The organism is Enterococcus ureilyticus (genome assembly GCF_001730315.1).
Classification (GTDB): domain Bacteria; phylum Bacillota; class Bacilli; order Lactobacillales; family Enterococcaceae; genus Enterococcus_L; species Enterococcus_L ureilyticus.
In genome coordinates, this window is the sequence record NZ_MIKC01000041.1 from 20,828 (window position 1) to 45,083 (window position 24,256).

Annotated in this window: 25 protein-coding genes; 15 read left to right on the forward strand and 10 right to left on the reverse strand. The window is 35.3% G+C overall.

Going from position 1 to position 24,256, the window contains the following annotated elements:
- Positions 1–10: 10 nt before the first annotated feature.
- Entirely contained in the window at positions 11–1,129 is a 1,119-nt protein-coding gene (locus BCR24_RS14775; protein WP_069641267.1) for a 5-methyltetrahydropteroyltriglutamate--homocysteine S-methyltransferase, read from the reverse strand.
- 529 nt (positions 1,130–1,658) lie between these two features.
- Here BCR24_RS14775 and BCR24_RS14780 point away from each other — a divergent pair.
- The 5 genes from BCR24_RS14780 (at position 1,659) to BCR24_RS14800 (ending at position 6,069) form a co-directional block, all read left to right on the forward strand.
- Positions 1,659–2,318 carry a hypothetical protein gene (locus tag BCR24_RS14780; RefSeq protein ID WP_069641268.1) on the forward strand — a complete coding sequence of 220 codons (660 nt, stop codon included), beginning with the start codon at positions 1,659–1,661 and terminating at the stop codon, positions 2,316–2,318.
- Positions 2,319–2,429: 111 nt separating this feature from the next.
- On the forward strand, positions 2,430–3,017 hold the full coding sequence (locus BCR24_RS14785; protein WP_069641269.1) for a GNAT family N-acetyltransferase: 588 nt from the start codon (positions 2,430–2,432) through the stop codon (positions 3,015–3,017).
- Positions 3,018–3,397: 380 nt separating this feature from the next.
- On the forward strand, positions 3,398–4,387 hold the full coding sequence (trpX, locus tag BCR24_RS14790) for a tryptophan ABC transporter substrate-binding protein (protein ID WP_069641270.1): 990 nt from the start codon (positions 3,398–3,400) through the stop codon (positions 4,385–4,387).
- 12 nt (positions 4,388–4,399) lie between these two features.
- Positions 4,400–5,287, forward strand: coding sequence for an ABC transporter permease (locus BCR24_RS14795; RefSeq protein WP_069641271.1), 888 nt, complete (start codon positions 4,400–4,402; stop codon positions 5,285–5,287).
- Complete coding sequence (locus BCR24_RS14800) at positions 5,284–6,069, forward strand: ABC transporter ATP-binding protein (protein ID WP_069641272.1); 786 nt, start codon at positions 5,284–5,286, stop codon at positions 6,067–6,069. Before BCR24_RS14795 ends, BCR24_RS14800 begins: the two co-directional genes overlap by 4 nt.
- 132 nt (positions 6,070–6,201) lie before the next feature.
- Here BCR24_RS14800 and BCR24_RS14805 read toward each other — a convergent pair whose 3' ends face one another.
- Both BCR24_RS14805 and BCR24_RS14810 read right to left on the reverse strand, forming a co-directional pair.
- Entirely contained in the window at positions 6,202–6,660 is a 459-nt protein-coding gene (locus BCR24_RS14805; RefSeq protein WP_069641273.1) for a threonine/serine exporter family protein, read from the reverse strand.
- A gap of 12 nt (positions 6,661–6,672) precedes the next feature.
- A complete protein-coding gene (locus BCR24_RS14810) occupies positions 6,673–7,434 on the reverse strand; it encodes a threonine/serine exporter family protein (protein WP_069641274.1) in 762 nt (253 codons plus the stop codon).
- A gap of 243 nt (positions 7,435–7,677) precedes the next feature.
- Between BCR24_RS14810 and BCR24_RS14815 the strand changes: the two genes are divergently transcribed.
- Positions 7,678–7,866 carry a hypothetical protein gene (locus BCR24_RS14815; protein WP_069641275.1) on the forward strand — a complete coding sequence of 63 codons (189 nt, stop codon included), beginning with the start codon at positions 7,678–7,680 and terminating at the stop codon, positions 7,864–7,866.
- 39 nt (positions 7,867–7,905) lie between these two features.
- Here BCR24_RS14815 and BCR24_RS14820 read toward each other — a convergent pair whose 3' ends face one another.
- Positions 7,906–8,679: a Cof-type HAD-IIB family hydrolase gene (locus BCR24_RS14820; protein WP_069641276.1), complete on the reverse strand. Its 774-nt coding sequence runs from the start codon at positions 8,677–8,679 to the stop codon at positions 7,906–7,908.
- A gap of 150 nt (positions 8,680–8,829) precedes the next feature.
- Between BCR24_RS14820 and BCR24_RS14825 the strand changes: the two genes are divergently transcribed.
- Together BCR24_RS14825 and BCR24_RS14830 are read left to right on the forward strand one after the other, a co-directional pair.
- On the forward strand, positions 8,830–9,549 hold the full coding sequence (locus BCR24_RS14825; protein ID WP_069641277.1) for a response regulator transcription factor: 720 nt from the start codon (positions 8,830–8,832) through the stop codon (positions 9,547–9,549).
- Positions 9,550–11,019 (forward strand): sensor histidine kinase, encoded by a 1,470-nt coding sequence (locus BCR24_RS14830; RefSeq protein ID WP_069641278.1) that lies wholly within the window; start codon positions 9,550–9,552, stop codon positions 11,017–11,019. It abuts the gene before it with no gap.
- A 38-nt stretch (positions 11,020–11,057) separates the two neighbouring features.
- Here BCR24_RS14830 and BCR24_RS14835 read toward each other — a convergent pair whose 3' ends face one another.
- The 3 genes from BCR24_RS14835 to BCR24_RS14845 form a co-directional block, all read right to left on the reverse strand.
- A complete protein-coding gene (locus BCR24_RS14835; RefSeq protein WP_069641425.1) occupies positions 11,058–11,609 on the reverse strand; it encodes an ATP-binding cassette domain-containing protein in 552 nt (183 codons plus the stop codon).
- Between the two features lie 4 nt (positions 11,610–11,613).
- Positions 11,614–12,324, reverse strand: a complete 711-nt coding sequence (locus BCR24_RS14840) for a hypothetical protein (protein ID WP_069641279.1) — start codon at positions 12,322–12,324, stop codon at positions 11,614–11,616.
- 107 nt (positions 12,325–12,431) lie between these two features.
- Positions 12,432–14,540, reverse strand: coding sequence for an LTA synthase family protein (locus BCR24_RS14845; protein WP_069641426.1), 2,109 nt, complete (start codon positions 14,538–14,540; stop codon positions 12,432–12,434).
- 295 nt (positions 14,541–14,835) lie between these two features.
- Here BCR24_RS14845 and BCR24_RS14850 point away from each other — a divergent pair, with 295 nt between their 5' ends.
- Positions 14,836–16,008 (forward strand): class I SAM-dependent rRNA methyltransferase, encoded by a 1,173-nt coding sequence (locus tag BCR24_RS14850; protein ID WP_069641280.1) that lies wholly within the window; start codon positions 14,836–14,838, stop codon positions 16,006–16,008.
- 38 nt (positions 16,009–16,046) lie between these two features.
- On the opposite strand, the gene BCR24_RS14855 is transcribed toward BCR24_RS14850, so the two are convergent.
- Positions 16,047–16,943, reverse strand: a complete 897-nt coding sequence (locus tag BCR24_RS14855) for a LysR family transcriptional regulator (protein WP_069641281.1) — start codon at positions 16,941–16,943, stop codon at positions 16,047–16,049.
- 335 nt (positions 16,944–17,278) lie between these two features.
- Here BCR24_RS14855 and BCR24_RS14860 point away from each other — a divergent pair, with 335 nt between their 5' ends.
- The 5 genes from BCR24_RS14860 to ybaK all read left to right on the forward strand — a co-directional run bounded on the left by BCR24_RS14860 (position 17,279) and on the right by ybaK (position 22,820).
- Entirely contained in the window at positions 17,279–19,336 is a 2,058-nt protein-coding gene (locus tag BCR24_RS14860) for an oxidoreductase (RefSeq protein ID WP_069641282.1), read from the forward strand.
- A 16-nt stretch (positions 19,337–19,352) separates the two neighbouring features.
- Entirely contained in the window at positions 19,353–20,225 is an 873-nt protein-coding gene (locus BCR24_RS14865; RefSeq protein WP_069641283.1) for a shikimate dehydrogenase, read from the forward strand.
- A gap of 34 nt (positions 20,226–20,259) precedes the next feature.
- Positions 20,260–21,462, forward strand: a complete 1,203-nt coding sequence (locus tag BCR24_RS14870) for an MFS transporter (protein WP_069641284.1) — start codon at positions 20,260–20,262, stop codon at positions 21,460–21,462.
- 13 nt (positions 21,463–21,475) lie between these two features.
- Positions 21,476–22,231, forward strand: a complete 756-nt coding sequence (aroD, locus tag BCR24_RS14875) for a type I 3-dehydroquinate dehydratase (protein WP_069641285.1) — start codon at positions 21,476–21,478, stop codon at positions 22,229–22,231.
- 136 nt (positions 22,232–22,367) lie between these two features.
- On the forward strand, positions 22,368–22,820 hold the full coding sequence (gene ybaK, locus BCR24_RS14880) for a Cys-tRNA(Pro) deacylase (RefSeq protein WP_069641427.1): 453 nt from the start codon (positions 22,368–22,370) through the stop codon (positions 22,818–22,820).
- Positions 22,821–22,827: 7 nt separating this feature from the next.
- Here the strand turns inward: ybaK and BCR24_RS14885 are convergent, their stop codons facing one another.
- A complete protein-coding gene (locus BCR24_RS14885) occupies positions 22,828–23,223 on the reverse strand; it encodes a ribonuclease HI family protein (protein WP_069641286.1) in 396 nt (131 codons plus the stop codon).
- 82 nt (positions 23,224–23,305) lie between these two features.
- Between BCR24_RS14885 and BCR24_RS14890 the strand changes: the two genes are divergently transcribed.
- Positions 23,306–23,749, forward strand: a complete 444-nt coding sequence (locus BCR24_RS14890; protein WP_069641287.1) for an EbsA family protein — start codon at positions 23,306–23,308, stop codon at positions 23,747–23,749.
- Positions 23,750–23,787: 38 nt separating this feature from the next.
- Here the strand turns inward: BCR24_RS14890 and BCR24_RS14895 are convergent, their stop codons facing one another.
- Complete coding sequence (locus BCR24_RS14895; protein WP_025869040.1) at positions 23,788–23,988, reverse strand: cold-shock protein; 201 nt, start codon at positions 23,986–23,988, stop codon at positions 23,788–23,790.
- Positions 23,989–24,256 lie beyond the last annotated feature (268 nt).

Below are 24,256 nucleotides of genomic sequence, written 5' to 3' on the forward strand. Positions count from 1 at the left end.
TCCTTTTTATTTAAGCATCTTGCCAAACTGTTTCAGCCACGGTTTTTAAAAGTTCGATTTTTTGCCATTGGTCGTCCTCAGTTAAGTGATTGCCTTCGTGAGTTGAGGCAAATCCACACTGTGGCGATAAACAAATTTGCTCCAACGGTACAAATTGAGCAGCTTCGTTGATTCGTTCAACAAGCATGTCTGAAATTTCTAGTTGACCATTTTTTGTTGTAATCAATCCTAGAACAATTCGTTGGTCCTTTAATTCTTTCAGAGGCTCAAAGCCGCCAGAACGTTCATCATCATATTCTAAGAAAAAACCGTCAAAGGCATCGATTGAAAATAAATTTTTAGCGATTTTTTCATAAGAACCATTATAAAGCCAATGGGATTGGAAATTTCCTTTACAGAAGTGGAAGGTAACAGCTAGATCAGCAGGTTTGTTTGCTAAAGATTTTTCAGTTACTTCTTGAAAATCAGTTAATAGTTGATCAGCATCTAAGCCATTCGCTTTAATCATTTCACGGAATCGATCATCGAATAAACCACCCCAACTTGTATCATCCAGTTGTAAATAGCGACAACCCGCATCATAAAAAGCTTGGATTGCATCTTGGTATGTTTGGATCAAATCTTTTTTGAATGCTTCTAATGAATCATAGATTGGTTGTTCATTGTATTGCTTTGATAAAATCAAGGAATCCAAGAAAATCATATTTGGCCCCGGAATTGTTTGCTTCGCTAAAGCGGGTGAAGCATATTTTTGTGTAAAGCGAAAGTGCTCAAGGAAAGGATGATTGTCAGAAAACGATAGAGGGCCACTAACGTATGTCCCTTGAGCTTCCGTAGTTAAACCAAAGGCAGTTGTTTGGAAATCATAAACAGTAATACCATTTAAACCAGCAATAAAATCTAAATGCCACCAACGACGGCGAAATTCACCATCAGTTACAGCGTAGAGTCCAGCTGTCTTTTGTTTTTCAATTAATTCGATAATCGCTTTATCTTCTACTTTGGTTAATTCTTCCTTAGAAAGATCACCGTCGGCGAATGCAGTACGTGCATTTTTTAAGTGTTCTGGTCGTAGAAAGCTGCCTACGATATCGTAACGAAAAGGGATTTTTTTGTTGCTGTTTGGCATAATATTTCCTCCATTTTTTAGTCAGATTTAGTTGAAAATAAAAAAAGCCCCCTACTTTTTTTTGCAAAAGTAAAGGACGACTGAGCGTGTTACCACCTTTATTCAAAAATCTCTCACAAGATTCTTCTCAATGAGTACAAATCTATTTAATCAATACTCGGACGCTGTATTGGGCGTTCCCAAACTTGGCTGTACAGTGTTGACCAAGATTTACTTAAAGACCATCTTCCTGTTTTTTCAAATTACCTCTTTTCAGCTACCGAGACTCTCTAATCAACTTTCTAAAACAGTACTCTTCTTTTCATTGTATTTTAATATATTTATCATTAATGAAAGTATAGGATAGCGCATCCGTTTTGTCAACAGGTGAATGAATCAATCATAATATTATTGTTTTTTAATATTTAGGTGTATATAAGTAGAAAAATATCCTTTTTTTATTAAATATCAACTGCTCATTGTTTGTTATACTAGGCAAAGGAATCAACTACTAGTATAATAAAAGTATAAGTTGTAGAGGAGCAGACCCATGAAGAAGAATTTTGTTGATGTTAAAGATGATTTTGTAGCATCTATAAACAAACAGAAAAAACTAAGTGCGATTATTTTAGCAGTGCTTGTTTTATTTATTATTAGTCTATTTATAGTGGTGCCTAAAGTACAGGCTAATATTCGATCATCTGAGATCAACTCTTTAGTAAATCAAGAAAGGCTTACTAAAAAAGCCAATTATTTAGAGGCGAAAACAGCTGATAAAACAATTAGTGAAAAGACTGCAATGACTGTTTTATTTTCAGTACCAAGTGGGAAAACATACGAAAATGTCATCGCTGTTTTAAAAGATTCAAATCAAATGAAAGAATTTAATCATAGTATTTATATTTATCCAATTGTTTATGAAGCCGAAAAAATTGAAAAAAAATATAATATCAAAAAAAATGAAGTCACGATTCTTTTCTTTGAAAATGGGAAAGAAAAAAATAGAATCATCGTGGATGAAAGTTTAGACACTAAAACAATGTTGATTCCTGCTTTAAATCAGTTGCCATTGTCTGGTGTAGGGCAAAGCGTTCAACCCCCTACAACAACTTCAACAGAAGAAACAACAGAAACAACAAAGGAAGATCAAACCATTAATGAAGAACCAGTGGATGATCCGAATACAGAAGCTGATTCTATAGTGCAATAAATCAATTTTGGAAAGAAGGGCTTGATATGAAAGAATTTATTTTATTCAGTTTATTGGGACTTTTTACAATGAAACCTAGATTGCAACGTGTATACGTAAGAAGTGAACGACGTGACAAGTATTAAATGGCGGACTTTAGCGACTGACTTAATAAGAAAGAGGACTCAGCCTAAAACTGAGTCCTCTTTCAAACGTAATAGGTCTAAAAAAATTCAAATAACAGAAAAAATCTATTTAATCCCCTTTGATAAGCTTCGTAAAGAATCATTAAAATGGTATCAAGATCCAGAGAGTATGTATCATATCGTGGGTGCTAAAATCACGTATTCAGAAGAACAAATTCAACAAATGTATGAATGGCAAAATGAGCATGGGTTACTTTATTACATTGAATATAAAAACGGCGACCTTGTTCAAATAATCGGTGATGTCTGGCTAGCAAAAGATGATTATGCCATTGTGATCGATCAAGCGTTTCGCAATCGGCATATTGGACGGGCGGTCACAAAATACTTTATCTACAAATCAAAAAAATTAGGTAGAGAATTTATCATGGTAAGTGAAATTTTTGATTGGAATAAAGCATCTAAGCAAATGTTCACAAGTTTGAATTTTTATCCGTTCAAAGAAAATAAAGATAGTTGGAGCTATCGAAGACAGTTGAAAAAGAGCAAAAGAACTAGTGAAGAGTCAAAATAATTTCTATTTAATACATTTTTAGACTTGACGAATAAATTCTCTATAGTGTACACTTGCTGTAACAGAAAAAACTTGTAGGAGTGATTACATGAACCAACTATCAAAACCAATTAGCAAATTGAATCATTCATGGCAAAACTGGCGTAGATAGTTGTATGTATGAGACTCTCATAGATACAACTTTAGAAGATGATTTCTAAATTTTGTATCTATGTCGGTATATTAAAACTGTATTTTTGACCGCATAGATGATTAGTCTATGCGGTTTTTGTTGAAAAGACAACGACTGCTCCTTTTTAGGAATTGTCGTTGTCTTTTTTTAATACTTTCATACAGAGCTAAACAAGCCAACTACGTATTCACATTTAGGAGGAGAATTTATGAGAAAAAATCGTTTATCATTTGTTGTAGCAATTATTGTTATTTTTTTAATTGGTTCATTTTTTTTCGAAAAAAAAGAGACGGTCAAAGAGGAGTTGCCAACCGTTGGTGTACTGCAATTTGTTAGTCATCCTGCACTGGATCAAATCTATAAAGGCATCCAGACGGGGTTGAAAGAAGAAGGCTATGAAGATGGTAAGAATATAACCATTGCTTTTCAAAACGGACAAGCTGATCAAAGTAAATTAGCTACGATGAGTCAACAATTAGTGCAAGAAAAAAAATCTAATGTCTTGATAGGAATCGCTACACCAGCAGCACAAGCATTAGCTAATACAACTTCTGAAATCCCAATCGTTCTTGGTGCGATTACTGATCCGGTTAGTGCTGGACTTGTAAAAAATGATCAACAGCCTGGTGGCAATATAACGGGTGTCAGTGATAAATCACCAGTTGATGCACAATTTGAGTTAGTAAAAGAAATTTTGCCGGAAAGTAAAAAGGTCGGTATATTATATGCTTCATCTGAAGAAAATTCTAAGTATCAGGTTGAGGAAGCAAAAAAAATTGCTGAAAATCAAGGATGGAGTGTTAAGACCTATGCAGTCCCTTCTAGTAATGAAATTGCGCAAACAGTTCAAGTCATGACAAGTGAAGTCGATTTTATTTATATTCCCACTGATAATACGATTGCCAATGCAATGCAGACGGTTGTGAATGAGGCAAATAAAAGCAAAACACCCATTATTCCATCCGTAGATACGATGGTTGAACAAGGTGGACTTGCTACTGTTGGAATCAATCAATTTGATTTGGGTGTACAGACAGGTAAAATGGCGGCTGATATTTTATCAGGAAAAGCCAAACCTACAACAACGCCAATTTATACATTTAAAACGGGAGATATTATCATCAACGAAAAACAAGCTGCTAAATTAGGAATTTCAATTCCTGAAAATATCAAGTCAAAAGCAACGATTATAGAATAGGGAGAGGATCAAATGATTGTTTCAGCGATTGGACAAGGAATGTTATGGGCAATATTAGGGTTAGGGATTTTTATGACATATCGTATATTAAATTTTCCGGATATGACAACAGAGGGGTCATTTCCTTTAGGTGGTGCAGTTTGCGTTACGGCAATTACATCCGGTATCCATCCGATTTTAGCAACATTACTAGGTGTTTTAGCGGGGATGTGTGCAGGTTTAGTAACAGGTTTACTATTTACTAAAGGAAAAATTCCCGTAATCTTAGCGGGGATTTTGGTTATGTTAGGTTTGAATTCTGTTATTCTTTATGTGATGCAAACACCAAATTTATCTTTATTGAATAAACCAAAAATTCAAGATTTCTTTTTACAACTAAACTTACCTAATTATTATGATATTATTTTTTTAGGTGTGATTGTTTTAGCAATCATCATCAGTTTACTACTGTTTTTCTTTAACACGAATTTAGGTCAAGCATATATTGCAACTGGAGATAACGAGCATATGGCCCGTTCGATCGGAATCAAGACGGATTCTATGAAAATATTAGGGTTGACATTATCAAATGGTGTCATTGCATTGTCTGGGGCGCTAATTGCACAAAATGATGGCTACGCGGATGTCAATAAAGGAACTGGCGTAATCGTCATTGGTTTGGCTTCAATCATTATTGGAGAGGTCCTCTTTGGTGAACTGACATTTGCTGAACGTCTTGTGGCAATTGTCGTAGGAAGCATCATTTATCAACTACTTATTTTGCTTGTCATTAAACTGGGCTTCGACACAACGTATTTAAAAATCTTTTCAGCAGTGATATTGGCGGCATGTTTAATGATTCCACAACTAAAAAAAGCATTGAATCTTCACTTTTTACCACAAAAGGAGGCAGACAAATGAGTACAGTGTTAGAGCTTAAAAATGCGACAAAACAAATTGATAATGGCTTAAATGAAACAAAACTGATTTTGAATCATGTAAATTTAAAAATTGCACAAGGTGAATTTGTCACGGTACTTGGTGGGAATGGTGCGGGGAAAAGTACGTTATTTAATAGTATTGCAGGAACTTTGGACCTAAGTGAAGGGGAGCTTTTTATAGACGGTCAGAATATTACAAATTATTCTGAAGAAAAGCGCGCAAAGTACTTTTCTCGAGTGTTTCAAGATCCAAAAATGGGAACGGCCCCAAGGATGACAGTTGCAGAGAATTTATTATTAGCATTACATCGAGGCAAAAGACGAGGGTTACGTTTACGAAAGCTGAATGAAGAAAGAACTTTTTTTACAAAGATTTGTAGTGAAGTTGGCAATGGTCTGGAAAATCATTTAGATACGCCAACCGGAAATCTATCAGGCGGACAAAGACAAGCTTTAAGTTTATTGATGGCAACGTTGACCAAACCCGAGCTATTACTTTTAGATGAGCATACAGCTGCGTTAGATCCTAAAACATCAAAACAGTTGATGCAACTGACAGATCAACGAATCCAAGAAGGTCAGTTGACCTGTTTGATGATTACGCATCGTATGGAAGATGCACTACACTATGGCAATCGTTTGATCGTCCTACAAAAAGGAAAAATTATTAAAGATTTAAATAAGGCAGAAAAAGAAAAATTAAGCTTACAAGATCTATTATTATTCTTCGAAGAAGCAGCTGAAGAAATTTCGGTTGATTAAAAAAGGCGAGATAGAAGCGTTTAGCTCCGAAGGATTTACTTTTTCCGCGCTGTTTATTCGGATTTAGAGCGCGAAACAAAACTGACCTTTAGTTTTGTCTTGCGCTCCTGCTTTTTTTTTTCTGTTTTTATCTTATGAATTATTGATTGTCGATCTATTTTTATCAAAAAATTTTTTCAATAAACGTTCAACGATACCAGTCACCATAAAACCAGCAGCAATTGCACCGGCTGTCATGATTACATTGATGATCGAGTGAAATCCTCCAACATAATCACCTAAAACGATGCTTCTAACTGCTTGATAGGCAGCTCCACCAGGTACTAATGGAACTAAGCTGGGAATATTAAAGATCGTCATCGGCATTTTTTTTCTACGTGAAAAATAAATACTTAACAAACCAATACCAATAGCACCCAGAAAATTAGCAAAAATTTCTCCTGCTTCCAAATTTTTCGTGAACCAAAAAATCATCCAGCCTACAGCACCAGTGAGGCCGCAAGCGTTTAAAACTTTTCTAGGGACATTTGTAACAATTCCAAAGGTTACCGTACTCAGATAACTAAATAAGCAATGTATAATAACTTCCACAGAATTTTCTCCTTACATAAATAATTTAAACACAATGGCGATCCCAATCCCAATCGAGCCGGCCACAAAGATGGCTTCGGTGGCTCGTGCAGTTCCACTCAAAAGATGGCCGGCTAAGATATCTCTAAACGAGTTTGTAATAGCTACTCCAGGCACAAGTGGCATGACGGCACCGATAATAATATTATCGATATTTTCAGCTACATGAAACTTTACTGCTAGATAAGCTAAAAATCCAATTGAAAAAGCCGCAAGAAAATCATCTAAAAACTTGATATTTAACCACTCTTTAGTAAAAAAAGCTACACTAAAACCGATCATACCGATGAAAAAAGTAGCGAAAAAATCATTCCAAGTACCACCAAATATATACATCAACATACAGCTGACCACTCCTGCTGAAAGAATTTGCAGAAAAGTAGAATAAGTGGGTGCTTCATGAGTGATATTTTTTAGCTTTCGATTAAGTTCTTCCAATGTAATTTCTTTGTTAGCAAATTTTCGGGAAAGGTCATTAACGATCGCAACATTTTCTAAATTGATACTTCGTTCTGTAACATTTTCTAATTGGGTATAATTACTAGAACGAAAGCCCATAAAAAGTCCTGTCGCTGTAACGTAGCTGACACTTTCTTTTTGACCGGCATTTTCAGCAATACGATTCATCGTATCTTCAACTCGATATACTTCAGAGCCACTTTCGGTCATGATTTTTCCAGCCATTAAGCACGTATCTAAAATAAGTTGTATTGTTGATTGTTTATCTGTTCTCATAATAAAAAAACTCCTTACCCTAAAGGTTACAATAAGGTTAGTGTATCACTTTTTTATCCTGTTTGAAATGACTAGCGTATTATCTAGAAAAATACCAACGAGCAGAAATATTTAGAATTCTCTTAGAATTATAAGGAAACCCTAAAAAATTGTAGAAAACTTCACAGATAGCTAAAAGTTCCTTGCTTTTTCCAAGTAAAAGTCCTATCCTTATAGATAACAAACCGAAGGGGTCTATATATTATGGATAAGCAATGGTCACTTTATTCAGTAAGCAGTCTGATTTTACTTGTATTGTTAAAAAGAACGTTCGATCAGGGACATATGGGATTAAGCATAATCCTGCTTCTTCTCTTACTGATTCAAGTGACAGGAACCGTTATCTGTGTTCATCAAAAAAGACATAAAAAAGAAATCCCATCTTCTAAATAAGAAGTGGGATTTTTTAGTGTAATTTAGTAGAGCACTTCGTTAAATCAAGTCAAAATGTTTCAACGCATGAACAATTCCGCCGTCAGTATTTTTTTTGGTGATAAAGCTAGAACGTTCTTTTAATTCGCTACGTGCATTGCCCATCGCAATTTTATGGTCACAAGCTTCAAATAATGCAAGATCATTAATCCCATCTCCAAATGCAAAAGTTGGAACTTTAGGCAGTTCTAGTGTCTTAAATAGATTTTGAACACCACTGCCTTTAGAGACACCTTTTCTTACAGTATCAATTGAATAAGGACCATTACGATAAAAGGTCATTTCTGGGAACTGCTTTAGATAATGCTCATCCCCATCTTCGGATAGTACTAACATCATATTTACAGTTTTCTCAGCCAAATTGGATCGATCAATATCAGGAACGTCAGAATGAATAAAAGCATAGGCATTTCTTAAGATGTCGCTGTGACCAGAACACCAAATTTGTTGATCATTATAAAAAGAAATCTCATGTCCAAGACTTTTGACCTGTTCATACATTTTTAGACATTCTTCATAAGAGAATTCATCTGAATAAACTTTCTTTCCTTCTACTTGAATAAATTGACCATTCATTACGATCGCAGAATCAATGCCGCTATCTTTCATAATATGCTCAATTTCTACAACGGTTCGTCCAGTCGCGATCATTGGTAAAATTTGATTGGCTTTTAATGCACGAATTGCGCTTGTAATCTCGGGTGTGATTTGGGACTTATCATTCAATAAGGTTCCATCCAAATCAAAAAAAGCAACTGCTTGTATATTTTCCATGAATTTTCAACGTCCTTTCAACACTTATCTTATCAAAGATTGAATAAAAGACAAAGCTTTTTTGAAGAAAGGTAGAAGTTATTGGAGCTAAGCCAATTTTAGAGTATAATATAAATGACGTTAAACTAGAAGGGAAGAGGCGATTAGATAATGAATGTCTTAATGATAGAAGATAATGAATCTGTTTCAGAAATGATGCAAATGTTTTTCTTAAATGAGGGGTGGGAGGCAACATTTAAATATGATGGGAAGGAAGGTTTAGATGCTTTTTTAGAAAATCCTGAGAAATGGGATATGATCACTCTAGACTTAAACTTGCCTACAATGGACGGAATGGCGGTCTGTCGTGAGGTCCGTAAAGTTTCAAATTCGGTTCCAATCATTATGTTAACAGCACGTGATTCAGAAAGCGATCAAGTAATCGGATTAGAGATGGGAGCAGATGATTATGTTACAAAACCGTTTAGCCCGCTAACGTTGATTGCTCGAATAAAAGCCTTGCATCGCCGCTCTGAAATTGGAGAACATAATTTAGATGGCGCAGACCGTTCAGATGATCAGTTCGATGTCGAAACAGATCACTTTAAGATGAATACGAAGACAAGAGAGGCCTATCTTGATAATCAGCCAATCGATGGATTAACACCAAAAGAATTTGATCTTTTATATACGTTAGCTAAAAAGCCGCGACAAGTATTTTCACGTGAGCAGTTGCTTGAAATGGTTTGGGATTATCAATATTTTGGAGACGAACGTACAGTTGATGCGCATATAAAAAAATTGCGTCAAAAAATTGAAAAAGTTGGACCACAAGTAATTCAAACGGTTTGGGGCGTAGGGTATAAATTTGACGATTCTGGAGTAGCTTAGATGAAATATTTATACCAACAATTACTAGCTTTTTGGGGTGTGATCATACTGATCATTTTAATTGTGGGCACATCCTTTACACAACTAACTAAAAAAACAATGCAAGATACAAATTATGAACAGCTTAGAGGGTATGCGCAATCAGCTTGGCAAACAAAAGATTCGATCAATCGCTACCCAGGAATGACTGAACAAGAGCTGCTAAATATGTCGTTTACTTTATCTGAAAGTGTATTGAGCAATCAGGATGTTCAGTTTATATTTATAGATCATGATATGACGATCCAATATCCTGTGAACACTAAAAAGAAGTTTGATTATTCTCTGATAGAAGAAAATTGGGCCAACTTGATGCAAGGCCAACAGGAATATACCACAATCGATAAAGATATTTATGGAAATAAACATATGTCTTCCTATGTGATGATGCCAGTTACGAAGACCAATGTTCAAACAAATGAAAATTCAATCGTTGGTGCATTAGTGGTTACGCAACCTGCTAAAAATGTTTCTGATAGTGTGGATGCCATAACTGCAAACTTGTTCAAAGGATTTATCATATCAAGTATTGTAGGCTTAATTTTAAGTTACTTTTTTGCTAGTTTCCAAGTGAAACGGATCAATCGTATGAGAAAGGCTACTAAAGAGATAACCAGTGGGAATTTTGATGTCAAATTAGTCACACATGATAAAGATGAATTTGATGATCTAGCAGAAGACTTCAATAAAATGGCCGAGTCCTTGAAAGAATCCCGAGAAGAAATCGATCGGCAAGAAGATCGCCGGCGCCAATTCATGGCAGATGCTTCTCATGAGATGAGAACGCCATTAACGACGATCAATGGTTTATTGGAAGGTCTTCAGTATAATGCGATCCCCGAAGGTCAAAGAGAAAATGCCATTAAACTTATGCAAAATGAAACCTCACGTTTGATTCGACTTGTAAATGAAAATTTAGACTATGAAAAGATTCGAACCAATCAAATCAGTATTGTCGTCAAAAAATTTGATGCCACAGAGACATTGAAGAATATTCTTACGCAATTAGAGGGGAAAGCAGAATCAGCAAACGATAAACTTATCTTGGAAGCTGAGAATGCAATCGATGTATATGCTGATTATGATCGATTTGTTCAGATCATGGTCAATATTATTCAAAACGCAATACAATTTACTCGTGACGGTGAGATTCGAGTTCGTCTGCAAAAAGGTTATTTAGAGACGATTGTAACGATTTCGGATACAGGTATTGGGATGACAGAAGAGCAAGTCCAAAATATTTGGGATCGGTACTATAAAGTCGATCCTTCAAGGAAAAATACAAAATATGGTGAATCTGGTTTGGGCTTATCGATCGTACAACAATTAGTTCGTTTGCATAAGGGAAAAATCAGTGTAACAAGTGAAGAGGGCAAAGGAACAAGTTTTACTATTTCTTTTCCTGATGTGGAAATAGAAGATGAAATGTAAAAAGTACCGGTTAAACAATTTTGTTTAACCGGTACTTTTTATGCAATTTTGATAACTTTATCCATGTAAGGACTTTCAGCGATCTGAATGTCATTTGTTAAAACCAAAATGGCTTTTTGTTTTTCTTTTGCTATTTTTTGAAGCAAAGGTAGGAGCTCTTGTCTTTGACCAATAGACAGTTTTTGGAAAATGTCATCAATAATGATAACATCTTTTTCTATGAGCATAAGCTGAACTAAATGAAGCTTAATTTGCTCAAAAGAAGTTAGTTCTTCTTCTGATTTGTTTAGTACATTTGTAGCAAGTCCCACATAAATAAATAGATCATCAAGCCGTTTCTTTTTATCCTTTTCTTTGATGGAAGAACCTACAAACAAATTGTCTCTGATGGATAGATAAGGTAAGAAAGTATTTTCAGATGAAATAAAGCCCACAGCCATCGATTGTTTCATCTCAAATGTTTTATCAATAAGAAAGTAAAAATCGGCTTGAATACTACTTTGGTCTTCTAAAACAACGGTCATATGTTGTTGTTGAAATAATTCCTTAAAACTTTCTTCAGTCCAATTTTTTGCTAAAGGAAAATTCATACACTCACGTCCTAAATACTTTTTTTGAATTTCTTGAAAGAAAATAGGTTGAAGCAAAAGTAACTCCAGTTGTAATCGATAATAATAAAAGACAATTTTTTGAAAAAGCCTTGAAAATCGTAGCAATCGGTAAACTGCTAATACTTAGGGATAAAAAGTGTGTTTCTCCAGTTGAATTCATCACTTGGTTAGGTGTGCTTTCTATAAGTACATTAGAAGAGAAAAATGCCACACGTTTAATTCCCAGTCCTTTTGCAAGTAGTGGTCTAACTTGTAATAAAATAAATTCATATGTATGCTGACAGACAATAAGAACTACTCCAGTGGTGATTATTCCAACTGTAATTGGAATGATACTTTCTAAAATAGATTGCTTCACAATAAAACGATTTGAAAAGCCCATAATACGCCATTTCATCATATCTTGTTTTTTTATATTTAATGAAATAAAAACTAACAGAGTAATTAGCATTGCCCACAGTAATATAAAAACTAAATACAAAGTAGAATACAGCTGCATAATTTTTTGATAGTTAGAATGGTACTCAGAGTTATTGATCAAGTCGCTTACTTGATCATATAAAGACGTTTCTAGATCTTTCAAATTCAACAGACTAGTCAATAAAAATAGAAAAAAAGCAGAGCAAACACCAATACAAAAAGAAATCCTTTTATGATAAGAAACGCTGGCAAACGCGTAACGAATATTTTTCAAATAGGTTCACCTCACTAACGTAAGTATAAAAGAAGAATATGAATTAATTATGAATAAGATTTAAAAAAGCTTGAGTAATTTACTCAAGCTTTCATGATTGTTCTGTGTTATTGTCCAGATTTTAAATAGTCTTGATAAGATTCGGTATGGTATTTATCAACGGTAGAGGTGTTATCATTTTTGCTGTAAACACTTGTTGATTTTTGCCCTTTATCTGCTTCTATTTTTTCTAGTTGTTCCAATTGATCTTTGTAATTATAATCGTCTGGATTGACAGGCGTCAATCCGCTATTTGTATAGAAACGGAGCAAGTCACCATTTGTTGTTTGATCAGACATTTCGAGTTGTAAGTTCGCTTTGTCTTTCAAGGCTTGCGCTTCTTGCTTCTGTTGTTCAGTTGGTTCTTCGATCAAACGACCAGTTGCCGTGTCATAGATACTAGAACCTAGCATTGTATACTTAGGTGAAACATAATTTCCGTTTCTAAAAGCAACAAGTTGTGCATTTTCTTTAGAGAATAAATCTTGTCCCATTTGAATATAATTTTTAGTATCTATACCCATTAGATGTAATAGAGTAGGTAAAGCGTCGATTTGACCACCATAAGTATGATTGATCCCGCCATTTGTTTGTCCTGGAATATGAATCATATAAGGAACGCGTTGCATTGTTGAATTGTCAAAATCATTCCAAGTTGATTTTGATTTTCCAACAAGTTCTGCTAAGTTTTGATTTCTAGAAGTAGAAACGCCATAGTGATCACCATAAAGTACGATCACAGAATTTTCATATAATCCAGAAGCTTTTAAATAATTAAAGAATTCTTCAACTGCTTTGTCAAGATAATTTGCTGTAGCAAAGTAGCCGTTGATCGTTTCATCATTTGTTTGTGCAATCGGGAACCCAGCTTCATTGTTTGTAAATTGTGAATAAGGGTAGTGATTTGAAACAGCAATAAATTTAGAATAAAACGGTTGTTGTAAATGTTCCAAGTATTGGGCTGACTGTTGGAAAAACGGTTTGTCATGCAAACCATATTGGAACGAATTATCTTCATTCACATCATAGTAGTTTGCATCAAAGAAATAATTATATCCTAAATGTTTATACGTTTCGTTACGATTCCAAAAGTTACCAGCATTTCCATGAAAGACAGCACTGGTGTAACCTGCTTCTTGACCCAAGATAGCTGGAGCTGCTTCAAAAGTATTTTTACCACCCACTTGGGTGAATAAAGAACCTTGATCTAAACCAAATAATGAATTTTCGAACATTGTTTCAGCATCACTTGTTTTTCCTTGTCCCACTTGGTGGAAGAAGTTATCAAAACTATAGGTGCTATTGCTGTGATACAAGCTATTGATGAAAGGAGTTACAACGTGTTCAACACCTTGCTCATCTTTCAATTTGTAATCGATCAAAAATTGTTGGAAACTTTCTAAGTGAATGTAAATCACATTTTTACCTTTAGCAATCCCAAAGGTATCTGGATTTGGTGCAGCGTGATGTTCTTTAACGTAATCAGCTACAGCATCCATATCATTTTCACTCGCTTCAGCACGAACCTGGTTAGTTTGATAAGTTGTCACACCATCATAGACCGTAAAGGCATTCAAACCTAAAAATTTAACGATATAATCTCGAGAAAATTGGCGACCTAATAATTGCGGACGAGCTGTTTCAGCTAATGTTAAATTGGTAACGAAAAATAAAGCAGACAACATCGTAATGGAAACAGCGACACGTGCTCGAACAGGACGTTCATCCATTTTGATCTTTTTAGTGAGCAATAACACACCGATAATAATGAAGTCGATCCAATAAAGTACGTCATAAGGTCTAAACAAACGTAAAGCACTTTCGCCAAGACCGCTAGCAACTTTTCCAGCACCAAGCATTGTGTTGACAGTGATAAAGTCAGTAAATTCTCTATAGTAAACGACATTTGAAAAGACCAGTAATGTCATCAAGAAATAGATCACCATCATAGTAATATATGAGGCTCTCTTTCTTCTAACATACAAAGCGATAGCCAATAAGAAAAAGGTTGAGGCGATTGGATTAATAAAGAGAATGAAATACTCGAAAGCATTTTCGATTCTTAAATGGAAATCAACCGTATAGGCAAAAATATTTTTTAGCCAGATTAATACTGCCACAAACCCAAACAGTCCTAGTCTAGTGTTTAAAAAATTAGGCATATGTATTTTTTTTATATTATTCAAAATAAACGTATCCTTTCCGAAGTCAAATCTAAAGGAAAGCCTAAGAAACAATTCTAAGAGCTTTCCGTATACTGTTCTAATTCTACTCTGTCTACAATTCGATGTCAATTTAAATCAGGATTGTCCTCATAAAAGTTAATGAAATTTTACTTTTCTTAAGATTATCAGACCCAATCAGTTGATAATGTCTGGCGACAGAAGAAATAATTTTTGCTATACTAGCAAATGGTGAGCTCTATAGTAGTTTTTACTAAGGAATCAAATTTGGCAAAGGAAGTAACGAAAAATGAATATAATGGTAACAAAGAAATCAGAAAAAAAATTTAAGGGAAGATACCCGCTAATTCAAAAAGAAGATTTATTGGAAATACCGAAAACATTCACTGATGAGTGGATCAGATTCGTGGATAGTCAAGGAAAGTTTCTTGCTACAGGATATCTTGGTAAGCAAAATAAAGGAATTGGCTGGTTGGTTAATTGGAAAGGAACGATTGATTCACTTTTTCTAGAAAATTTATTTTTAAAAGCGAAAGATCATCGGCAAGTTTTTGATCAAGAGGAAGCTACGACGGCTTACCGTTTATTTAATGGAGAAGGGGATGGGTTAGGCGGATTGATCATTGATCGTTACGATAAATTCGCTGTTTTCTCTTGGTATAACGAAACCTTGTATCAGAAAAAAGCAACGATCATTCAAGCGTTTAGAAATAGCTTTCCAGAAATTAAAGGAGCCTATGAAAAAGTCCGCTTTACGAGTGATACATTACCTGAATCTCAAAAATTATTTGGGTTAGAGGCACCTGAACCGCTATTCGTCTATGAGAACGGTGTAAGGTATGCTACGTATTTAAATGATGGATTGATGACAGGGATTTTTCTAGACCAAAAAGAAGTAAGAGGGCGTTTAGTTGAAGGCGTAGTAGCTGGCAAGACAGTCTTGAATATGTTTAGCTATACAGGCGCATTTTCAGTTGCCAGCGCAATGGGCGGCTCTAGTACAACGACTAGTGTAGACTTGGCAAAACGAAGTTTACCGAAAACAAAAGAACAATTTGAAGTGAATCATTTAGCCGTAGACGATCAAAAAATCATCGTTATGGACGTTTTCGACTACTTTAAATATGCGTCACGTAAGCAGTTACATTATGATGTAATCATTTTAGATCCGCCAAGTTTTGCTCGAAATAAGAAGAAAGTATTTTCCGTAGCTAAAAATTATGGGGATTTAGTGAAAGATTCAGTAGATATTTTAGAACAAGAAGGCTTATTGATTGCTTCAACAAATGCTGCAAATATTTCTTTAGAGAAATATAAACACATGATAGTTCAGGCATTAGAAGAAAAGCAAGTTCGGTATCAATTTAAAGAAACCTATCAACTACCGAATGATTTTAGAACCAATAAGCATTTTGAAGAAGGTAACTATCTAAAAGTATTTTTCATTGAAATTATAAAATAGCAAAAAGAATCGTTCTCTCTCAGGAACGATTCTTTTTGCTATTCATAAAACATATTTTGAGCAAACGAGACGATAAATTCTTTAAAGCGTAAGGCAGCAGGTGATAAAAAATGATCTTTTTTCGTAGCTAAATAGATGTAGCGAGGAAAAAAATTATCTTTAAGGGTAATCATTTTGACATTATAGGCTGAAATTGAAGGGATTTTAGGCATCAAAGCTATTCCATAATTGTGGGCAACAAATCCAAGCATGGTGTGATCTTCTTCCACTTCACAAATAATATTTGGTGTAACAGAGGCGGCTGTTAACATCTTATCAAGGTAAGGGCGCAAACCACTTCTCTGATTAAAGTAAACAAAGGGATAAGCACTTGTTTCTTTTAAAGAAATACTGTCGTAGCTTGCCAGGGGATGGTCAACAGGTACAATCAAAACGATTTCCTGCTCTGTTAAAATTTCATAATTTAGTTGTTCATCTTCTTTTAACTTAGAAGTGATTGCAAGATCAACATCTTCTTTTAATAATAAATCAGTCATATCTGAAGAATTTCCTTGAAATAAATGAAAACGAATTTGCTCATTACCTGGGTATGCAGAGAATTCTTTCATCAACATAGGAGCTAAAAAAGAGCCAGCAGTATAAATAAAACCAAAGTCGATCAACCCTTTTTCAGGACTGACTAATTCTTTTAAGGCACGTTCACCTTTCGCTAATTCTTCTAAAGCAGTTGACACATAGGTGTAGAAAAATTTTCCGTATTTGGTCAGTTGAATATTTCTGCCTTTTTTTTCAAAAAGTTGGGCGTCTAATTCTTTCTCTAGTTCAGACATAGAGTGACTTAAATTGGGCTGTGTTGTATTTAATAATTTTGCTGCGTGGGTCATATGTTGGGTATCAGCTAACATTCTAAAAAATTCTAGTTGTCGCAAATTCATAGGTAAAAACTCCTTATTGGTCATTCATAAGCATAGTTTATCAATAAATACTCAAACATGCATCAAAAAAACCAAAATCATTTTAAAACAATGTATAAATATTGTTTATCGGAAACATAAAAAACATTCATTGGAATTTATTGATCGACTGGATTACAATAAAATCACAGTAATTGTGAAATGTTTAACAATTGATGGAATTGATATTTCGATTCAAATAATTACATAGAAGTAGGAGACATCTATTTTTTTATAAAATAAAATAGATTCAAGTTAGCTTTTTCACGATCAAGTTTTGTAGCTAATCTATTCTACTTTAAAAATAGGAGGAAATCATGAATAATTATCAAGCAATTTTTGAACCATTAAGTGTAAAACGAATGACTTTAAAAAATCGGGTTGTCATGCCGCCAATGGGGACGAATTTCGCTAACATGGATGGTACTTTCAGTATGCAGCATGTTTCTTATTACGAACAACGTGCTAAAGGTGGAACCGGTCTGATTACGCTAGAAAATGTTTGCATCGATTATCCAATGGGAACCAATGGGGCTCGCCAGCTAAGGATGGATAATGATCAATATATTTCAGGTCTATGGAACTTTAATGAAAAAATGCATGCTTATGGAGCGTGTACTTCTGTACAGATCAACCATGCTGGAGCATCGGCTTATGGTTTACGTTTAGATGGAGAGCAACCAGTCTCAGCATCTAATATCCCCTCTAAAAAAGGGAACCCGATTCCACGACCTTTAACAGAAGAAGAGATTTATGGAATTGTTGACCGTTATGCAGATGGGGCTTTAAGAGCGCAAAGAGCTGGTTTTGATTGTGTAGAAATTCACGCAGGGCATTCTTATCTGTTAAGTCAATTTTTATCTCCATTATATAATAAGCGAACAGATAAATTTGGAGGTAGTCCGGAAAATCGTGCACGCTTAACGAAACTAGTGGTAGAAGCTGTTCGAAAAGCTGTAGGGCCATTTTTCCCAATCTCACTACGTTTTAGTGCGGATGAATTACTAGAAGGTGGTAATACTTTAGAAGATACGATTGATATTTTAAGCTACTTTGCGGAAGAAGTAGATATTTTGAATGTCTCAGCTGCATTGAACGACAGTTTGCAATATCAAATCGATAAAATGAACTTACCAGATGGCTGGCGTGCCTATATGTCAAAAGCTGTGAAGGAACGTTTTCCTGATAAAATAACAGTTACTTCTGGAAATATTCGTAGTCCTAAAAGAGCGACAGAAATTTTAGAATCAGGTGATGCCGACCTACTTGCGATGGGACGTGGTTTGATTGCTGAGCCGAATTGGGTCAATAAAGTTGCGAACGGACAAGAAGATTTACTTAGAAAATGTATTTCCTGTAATATTGGTTGTGCTGATCATCGCATTGCGAAAGCACGTCCAATGCGTTGTACGGTTAATCCAGATTTACATTATGAAGATGACTACAAAATGAAACCAATTTTGCATCCAACCAAAATGGTTGTGATCGGTGGAGGGACTACAGGGCTTGAAGCTGCTGCAACAGCTGCTGAAGTGGGCGTTAATGTGGAACTTTTTGAACAAAAAAATTATCTAGGTGGTTTAGGGCACGAGATTGCTCGCTTCCCTGATAAAAAAAGAATCGACGATTTTATTACCTATCAAATCAATCGTTGTAAAGAGCTCGACAACTTAGCGATTCATTTGAATCAGCCTGCATCACTAGCTGATATTGAAGCCATTGGACCGGATATTATTGTTAATGCAACGGGGGCAAAACCATTATTACCACCTATAAATGGATTAAAAGAACAGTTAGCTAATCCAAATCGGAAAATTTTCTCTATTTTTGATATTTTGGATGATATGACGAAATTTCAAGAGTTTGAAGGCAAAGAAATCGTTGTAATCGGTGGTGGTGCTGTTGGGCTTGATGTGGTGGAATATTACGCTGAACGTGGAGCGAAAAAAGTTAGTATCGTGGAAATGCAAGTAGAAATCGGGAAAGATTTAGATTTGATCACAAAATTAGCAATGATGGAAATTGTTGAGAAATTTGGTGTGGAAGTCCATGTAGAGACTAAGTTGACAGAAGTTAGAGAAAGTAGCTTCTTAGTTGAAAAAGATGGTGAGTTAATGGAACTACCATTCGATTTAGGCTTTGTCTGTCTTGGCATGCGTGCAGAGGCACCTTTGATTCGAGAACTAGATAATTATGCTAGAAGCAATGGAGCTGTTCTATTGAATATGGGAGATAGCAAGGTAGCAAGACGAATTATGGAAGGAACTCGGGAAGCACGAGATATTTTAAAAACAATCGAAGTCTTAGAAAATACAAGAACGCAAAAAATGCTATTCGAACAAACAAAGAGCTTACAAGCAACACAAACTATATAAAGTGAGGGAATTTAAAATGACAGAAAGAATTGACGGACACACATTATTAATCAGCTTGATTGCAACACCGATTCGCCACAGTTTATCACCAACCATGCACAATGAAGCTTTTGCTAAGCTAGGCTTAGATTATGCTTATATGGCGTTTGAAGTTGGAAACGAAGAGTTAAAAGATGCTGTTCAAGGGATTCGTGCGCTAGGAATTCGTGGTTCGAACGTTTCAATGCCTAATAAGCAAGCCATCATTCCTTATTTAGATGAACTTTCACCAGCAGCGGAATTAGTTGGTGCAGTGAATACAGTGACCAATAAAGAGGGGAAAGGGCACTTAGTTGGTCATGTAACAGATGGTACGGGAGCAATGCGGGCCTTAAAAGAAGAGGGCGTTGAAGTGAAGGGGCAAATCGTTACGATGACCGGTGCAGGAGGCGCTGGAACAGCAATTGCGATCCAAGCTGCTTTAGATGGGGTAAAAGAATTACGGATTTTCAATATCAATGATCAACACTATCAAACAGCAGAAGAAACGGTTAAGAAAATCAACGGAAACACAGAATGTGTTGCAACATTGACAGACTTATCTGACCAAGCAGCATTTAAGCAATCTATCAGCGAGAGCAGTATTTACATCGATGCAACAGGTGTAGGGATGAAACCATTACAAGAAGAAAGTCTAATTAATGATCCAGAAGTAATTCGTCCAGATTTAGTTGTTTTTGATGTAGTCTATATTCCAAAAGAAACAAAATTATTAAAATTTGCCCGTGAACATGGCGCAAAGAAAACGATTAATGGCCTTGGCATGATGCTTTATCAAGGTGCTGAAGCGTTCAAACATTTTACTGGTGAAGATATGCCAGTTGATTATATTCGTGAGCTATTATTTTAAACAAAAAACAATGTTACTTACAGGAGAGAAATGAATGAAAAATAAATATGTACCAACAGCGTTAGGGCTGTATATCAACTATATTGTGCATGGGATGGGCGTTTTGATCATCATGCAAAACAAAGATGCATTAGCTGCACAATGGAACACGAATATTGAAGGTGTATCTGGTGTTGTGGCAATGCTCGGGATTGGGCGATTAGTCGCGATTTTGATTTCTGGCTGGTTATCAGATAAATTTGGCCGTAAGCCGTTTGTTTATCTAGGTATGCTGATTTATGCATTATTTTTTGTTGGAATTTTATTCAGTCCAAGTGTACCAGTTGCGATGGCATTTGGTGTGATTGCAGGAATTGCTAATTCTTGTTTGGATTCAGGAACTTATCCTGCTTTAATGGAGTCTTTTCCTAAAACAGCTGGGACAGCAAGTGTGTTAATCAAAGCAGCTGTCCAAATTGGTCAATTCGCTTTACCATTTATTATTGCCTTTTTAGGAAGCAGTGGTTTATGGTTCGGCTGGTCCTTTGTTGTGTGTCTTGTTTTATTATGTGTCAACGCTTTGTTCTTATTAAAACTACCTTTTCCAGATTCAGATAATAAAGAAGCTGAAAAAGAAGGCATTGAAATTGAAGCAGCTCCAGTTACAATATTCAAAAGTAAACCTAAAATGCATATCGAAGGCGTTGCATTTGTCATTTATGGCTTTATTTCTCAAGCAACATTTTATCTGATTAGTCAATATATTGCAGTATATGGACAAGAAGTTGCAGCTATGTCAGAAAACTCAGCCAAGTTACTTGTTTCATATTATTCAACAGGTTCATTAGTCTGTGTTGGTGTAACGGCAGTTGTTGCAGCTAAGGTTCGTCCAGTCAATCTAGTATTGCCATACACGCTCGCTTCATTTTTATCCATTACAGCTATGTGGTTGTTCCCAACACCGACAGTATTGATTGTTGGAGCCGTTTTAGTTGGATTCTTTGCAGCCGGTGGTGTAATGCAGTTAGGATTAACAGTTATGGGAGAAATGTTCCCAGCTGGTAAAGGCACGATAACTGGAATTTTTTATACATTCGGAAGTATTGCTTCCTTTGCTATTCCTGTTGTTTCTGGTAGAATCGCTAGTAGCAACCCTCGTGGCATTATGCTATTAGATACAATCATTGCGGGAATCGGTTTTGTCTTAGCGGTCATTATTTTTATCCGCTATCGTCAAACGATCGATACATCTAAATAGGGAGGAAAAACAAATGAATACCGTCACAGTTAAAAACGTGACTCTCGGAAGTGGGAGTCCTAAGATTATTGTTCCTCTAGTAGGTAAAAATGAAAAAGAATTAATAGAAGAGGCGAAATATTTAGTAACGATTGATTGCGATCTTGTTGAATGGCGTGTTGACTTTTTTGATCAAGTAGCAGATTTTCAAGCGACGGCAGAAATATCTAAAAAAATTGCAGAGATTTTATCGGATAAGCCAGTTCTGTTCACATTCCGCACGAAACAAGAAGGTGGAGAAATTGCATTTTCAGATCAGCAATATTTTGATTTATATAAAACAGTTATTGAAAATGGCGTAATTGACTTATTAGATGTTGAATTGTTTATGGAAGAAGAGGCTGTCCAAGAAATCATTCAATTAGCGCACCAAAAAACAATCAAAATCGTGATGTGTAATCATGATTTTGACAAAACGCCTAGCAAAGAGGAAATCGTTTCAAGATTATGTACAATGCAAGAAAAAAATGCAGATATCTGTAAAATTGCTGTAATGCCTCAATCATCAGATGATGTTTTAACCCTTTTAGAAGCTACCAATGAAATGCAAACAAAACATGCAGATCGTCCGATTGTCACTATGTCGATGGGTCAAAAAGGGATGGTCAGCAGAATGTGCGGTGAAGTTTTTGGATCAGCAATGACTTTTGGTGCTGCCAAAAAAGCATCTGCCCCTGGTCAAGTACCTGTAGGTGAATTGCGTGAGATTCTTAACACATTAGCGTTATAAGAATAAGACTAGCTTAGAAATGAAAGACTAATTTCTAAACTAGTCTTTTTTCTTGCATCCATAACGTTCTTTGATACACTTAAGTATGAGGTGAGTAGAATTGGCCAAGAAAAAGAAAACACAAAAAACAAATGCGATGCGCATCGTGGAACAACATAAGATAGCTTATAAGGAATATGAATTTGAGTGGAGTGAGGATCACTTAAGTGCAGATAGCGTTGCAGAAAAACTAGCGATAGAAGAGGGGAAGATCTTTAAAACCTTAGTGACTGTAGGGAATAAAACAGGACCAGTTGTCGCTGTTATCCCAGGTAATAAGGAACTAGATTTGAAAAAACTGGCTAGTGCAAGCGGTAATAAGAAAGTTGAAATGCTCCATCTGAAAGACTTGGAAGAAACAACTGGATACATCAGAGGAGGTTGTTCACCCATTGGCATGAAAAAGTTGTTTCCAACTTATCTTGCTAAAGAAGCCTCTGATTACACTACAATCATTGTCTCAGCAGGTAAAAGAGGCCTGCAAATTGAATTACCTGCTGCTTCGATTCTTCAAGTAACAAATGGAGCCATAGTTGATTTGACAACGTAAAACAAGATTATTGATATTTTTGCAAAGCTTGTCGCGCTAAGCTATCAGCACCTTTATTTTGACTTTCAGGAATCCATTTTATTAAAAGTAAAGGAAAGTTCTTCTCCAATTGTTGGAACGTCTCTAAATAAGGTTGAAATAAAAGATTCTTAGTATATCGTTTTTCAATCGTTTGAACAACGATTTTACTATCAGAATGAATTAAGATTGTTTGATCATTTAACTCTTTATCAATCAGTAGTTGAAGAGCATTCATAAAAACTTTAAATTCTGCTTCATGATTTGAGTGCTCACCAAGTGGAACGTGAAATTGTTCGTGAATCCCGTCACCAACAACGACAATTCCACCGCCGCTTGGACCTGGATTTCCTTTTGTTGCAGCATCGACATATATTCGTAACATAAATATCTCCTTATTTCTTTTCGTTAAAAGTTGAAGTATGTTACTATTATAACATACTGAATTTTTATTAAGGGGTCGCTACATGAAGAAAAAAGTCTATCATTGGCAACCAGAATTATCAACAGCGATAATTTATTGGTCTTGTACATTTGGCATTTTATTTTTAAGTTTGATTTTAACATTGGAACATACTCGTCCTTACTTAACAAGTAATATTGTCTTGGGTATTTTTATTTTCTTTGTCTTTTTAGGATGCAATCGTTATTTTATAATAGACGGAAAATACTTGGTCGTTCATGCTTTATTACCAGTGAGACGAAAAAAAATTACATTGAGTGCAATTGAAGCTATTCGAGTGGGACCTAAATGCATTGAACTAAAATCGTGTGATTTCAAAGAAGGAACACAGATGTTTATTATGACTAAAAAGAATAAAAACGCATTTATAGAAACAATCAAGCAGCATAAATCATTTAAGGCAACAATTATAGATGATCCTGAGCTGACTATTAGTAAACATTATTAAAAAAACAGCATCCTGTATTTATACAGGATGCTGTTTTTCTATATTTTCTTCACATGAGCTGCTTGTAACCCACGTGTGCCTTCCATTACTTCAAATTCGACTGCCTGATTTTCTTCTAACGACTTAAAGCCATCTTCTTCAATTGCTGTGAAATGAACAAAGATTTCCTCGTCTTCATTGTAACCAATAAAGCCGTAACCTTTTCTATTATCGAACCACTTGACGAACCCTTTTTCCATTCAAATCACGCTCCTTTATTTTCTAAAGTCTAGCATCATTATAAAGTGAAAAAACGAAGCCGTCAATCTTTTGTAAAAAAGTAATGTTTGTGATAAAACGCTCCGTATGGAAACGTTTAAATTGGTGGCAGCTTAATAAATTTTATTAAATAAGAACAAAAAGTTCGGGAATAGAGAATTTTGATGCTGGTTGATACAGAAATTTATCAAGAAATCGATTTATTACTTATAAAATAAAAGCAACTTCTTTCTTCCAGTCTACGGTTTT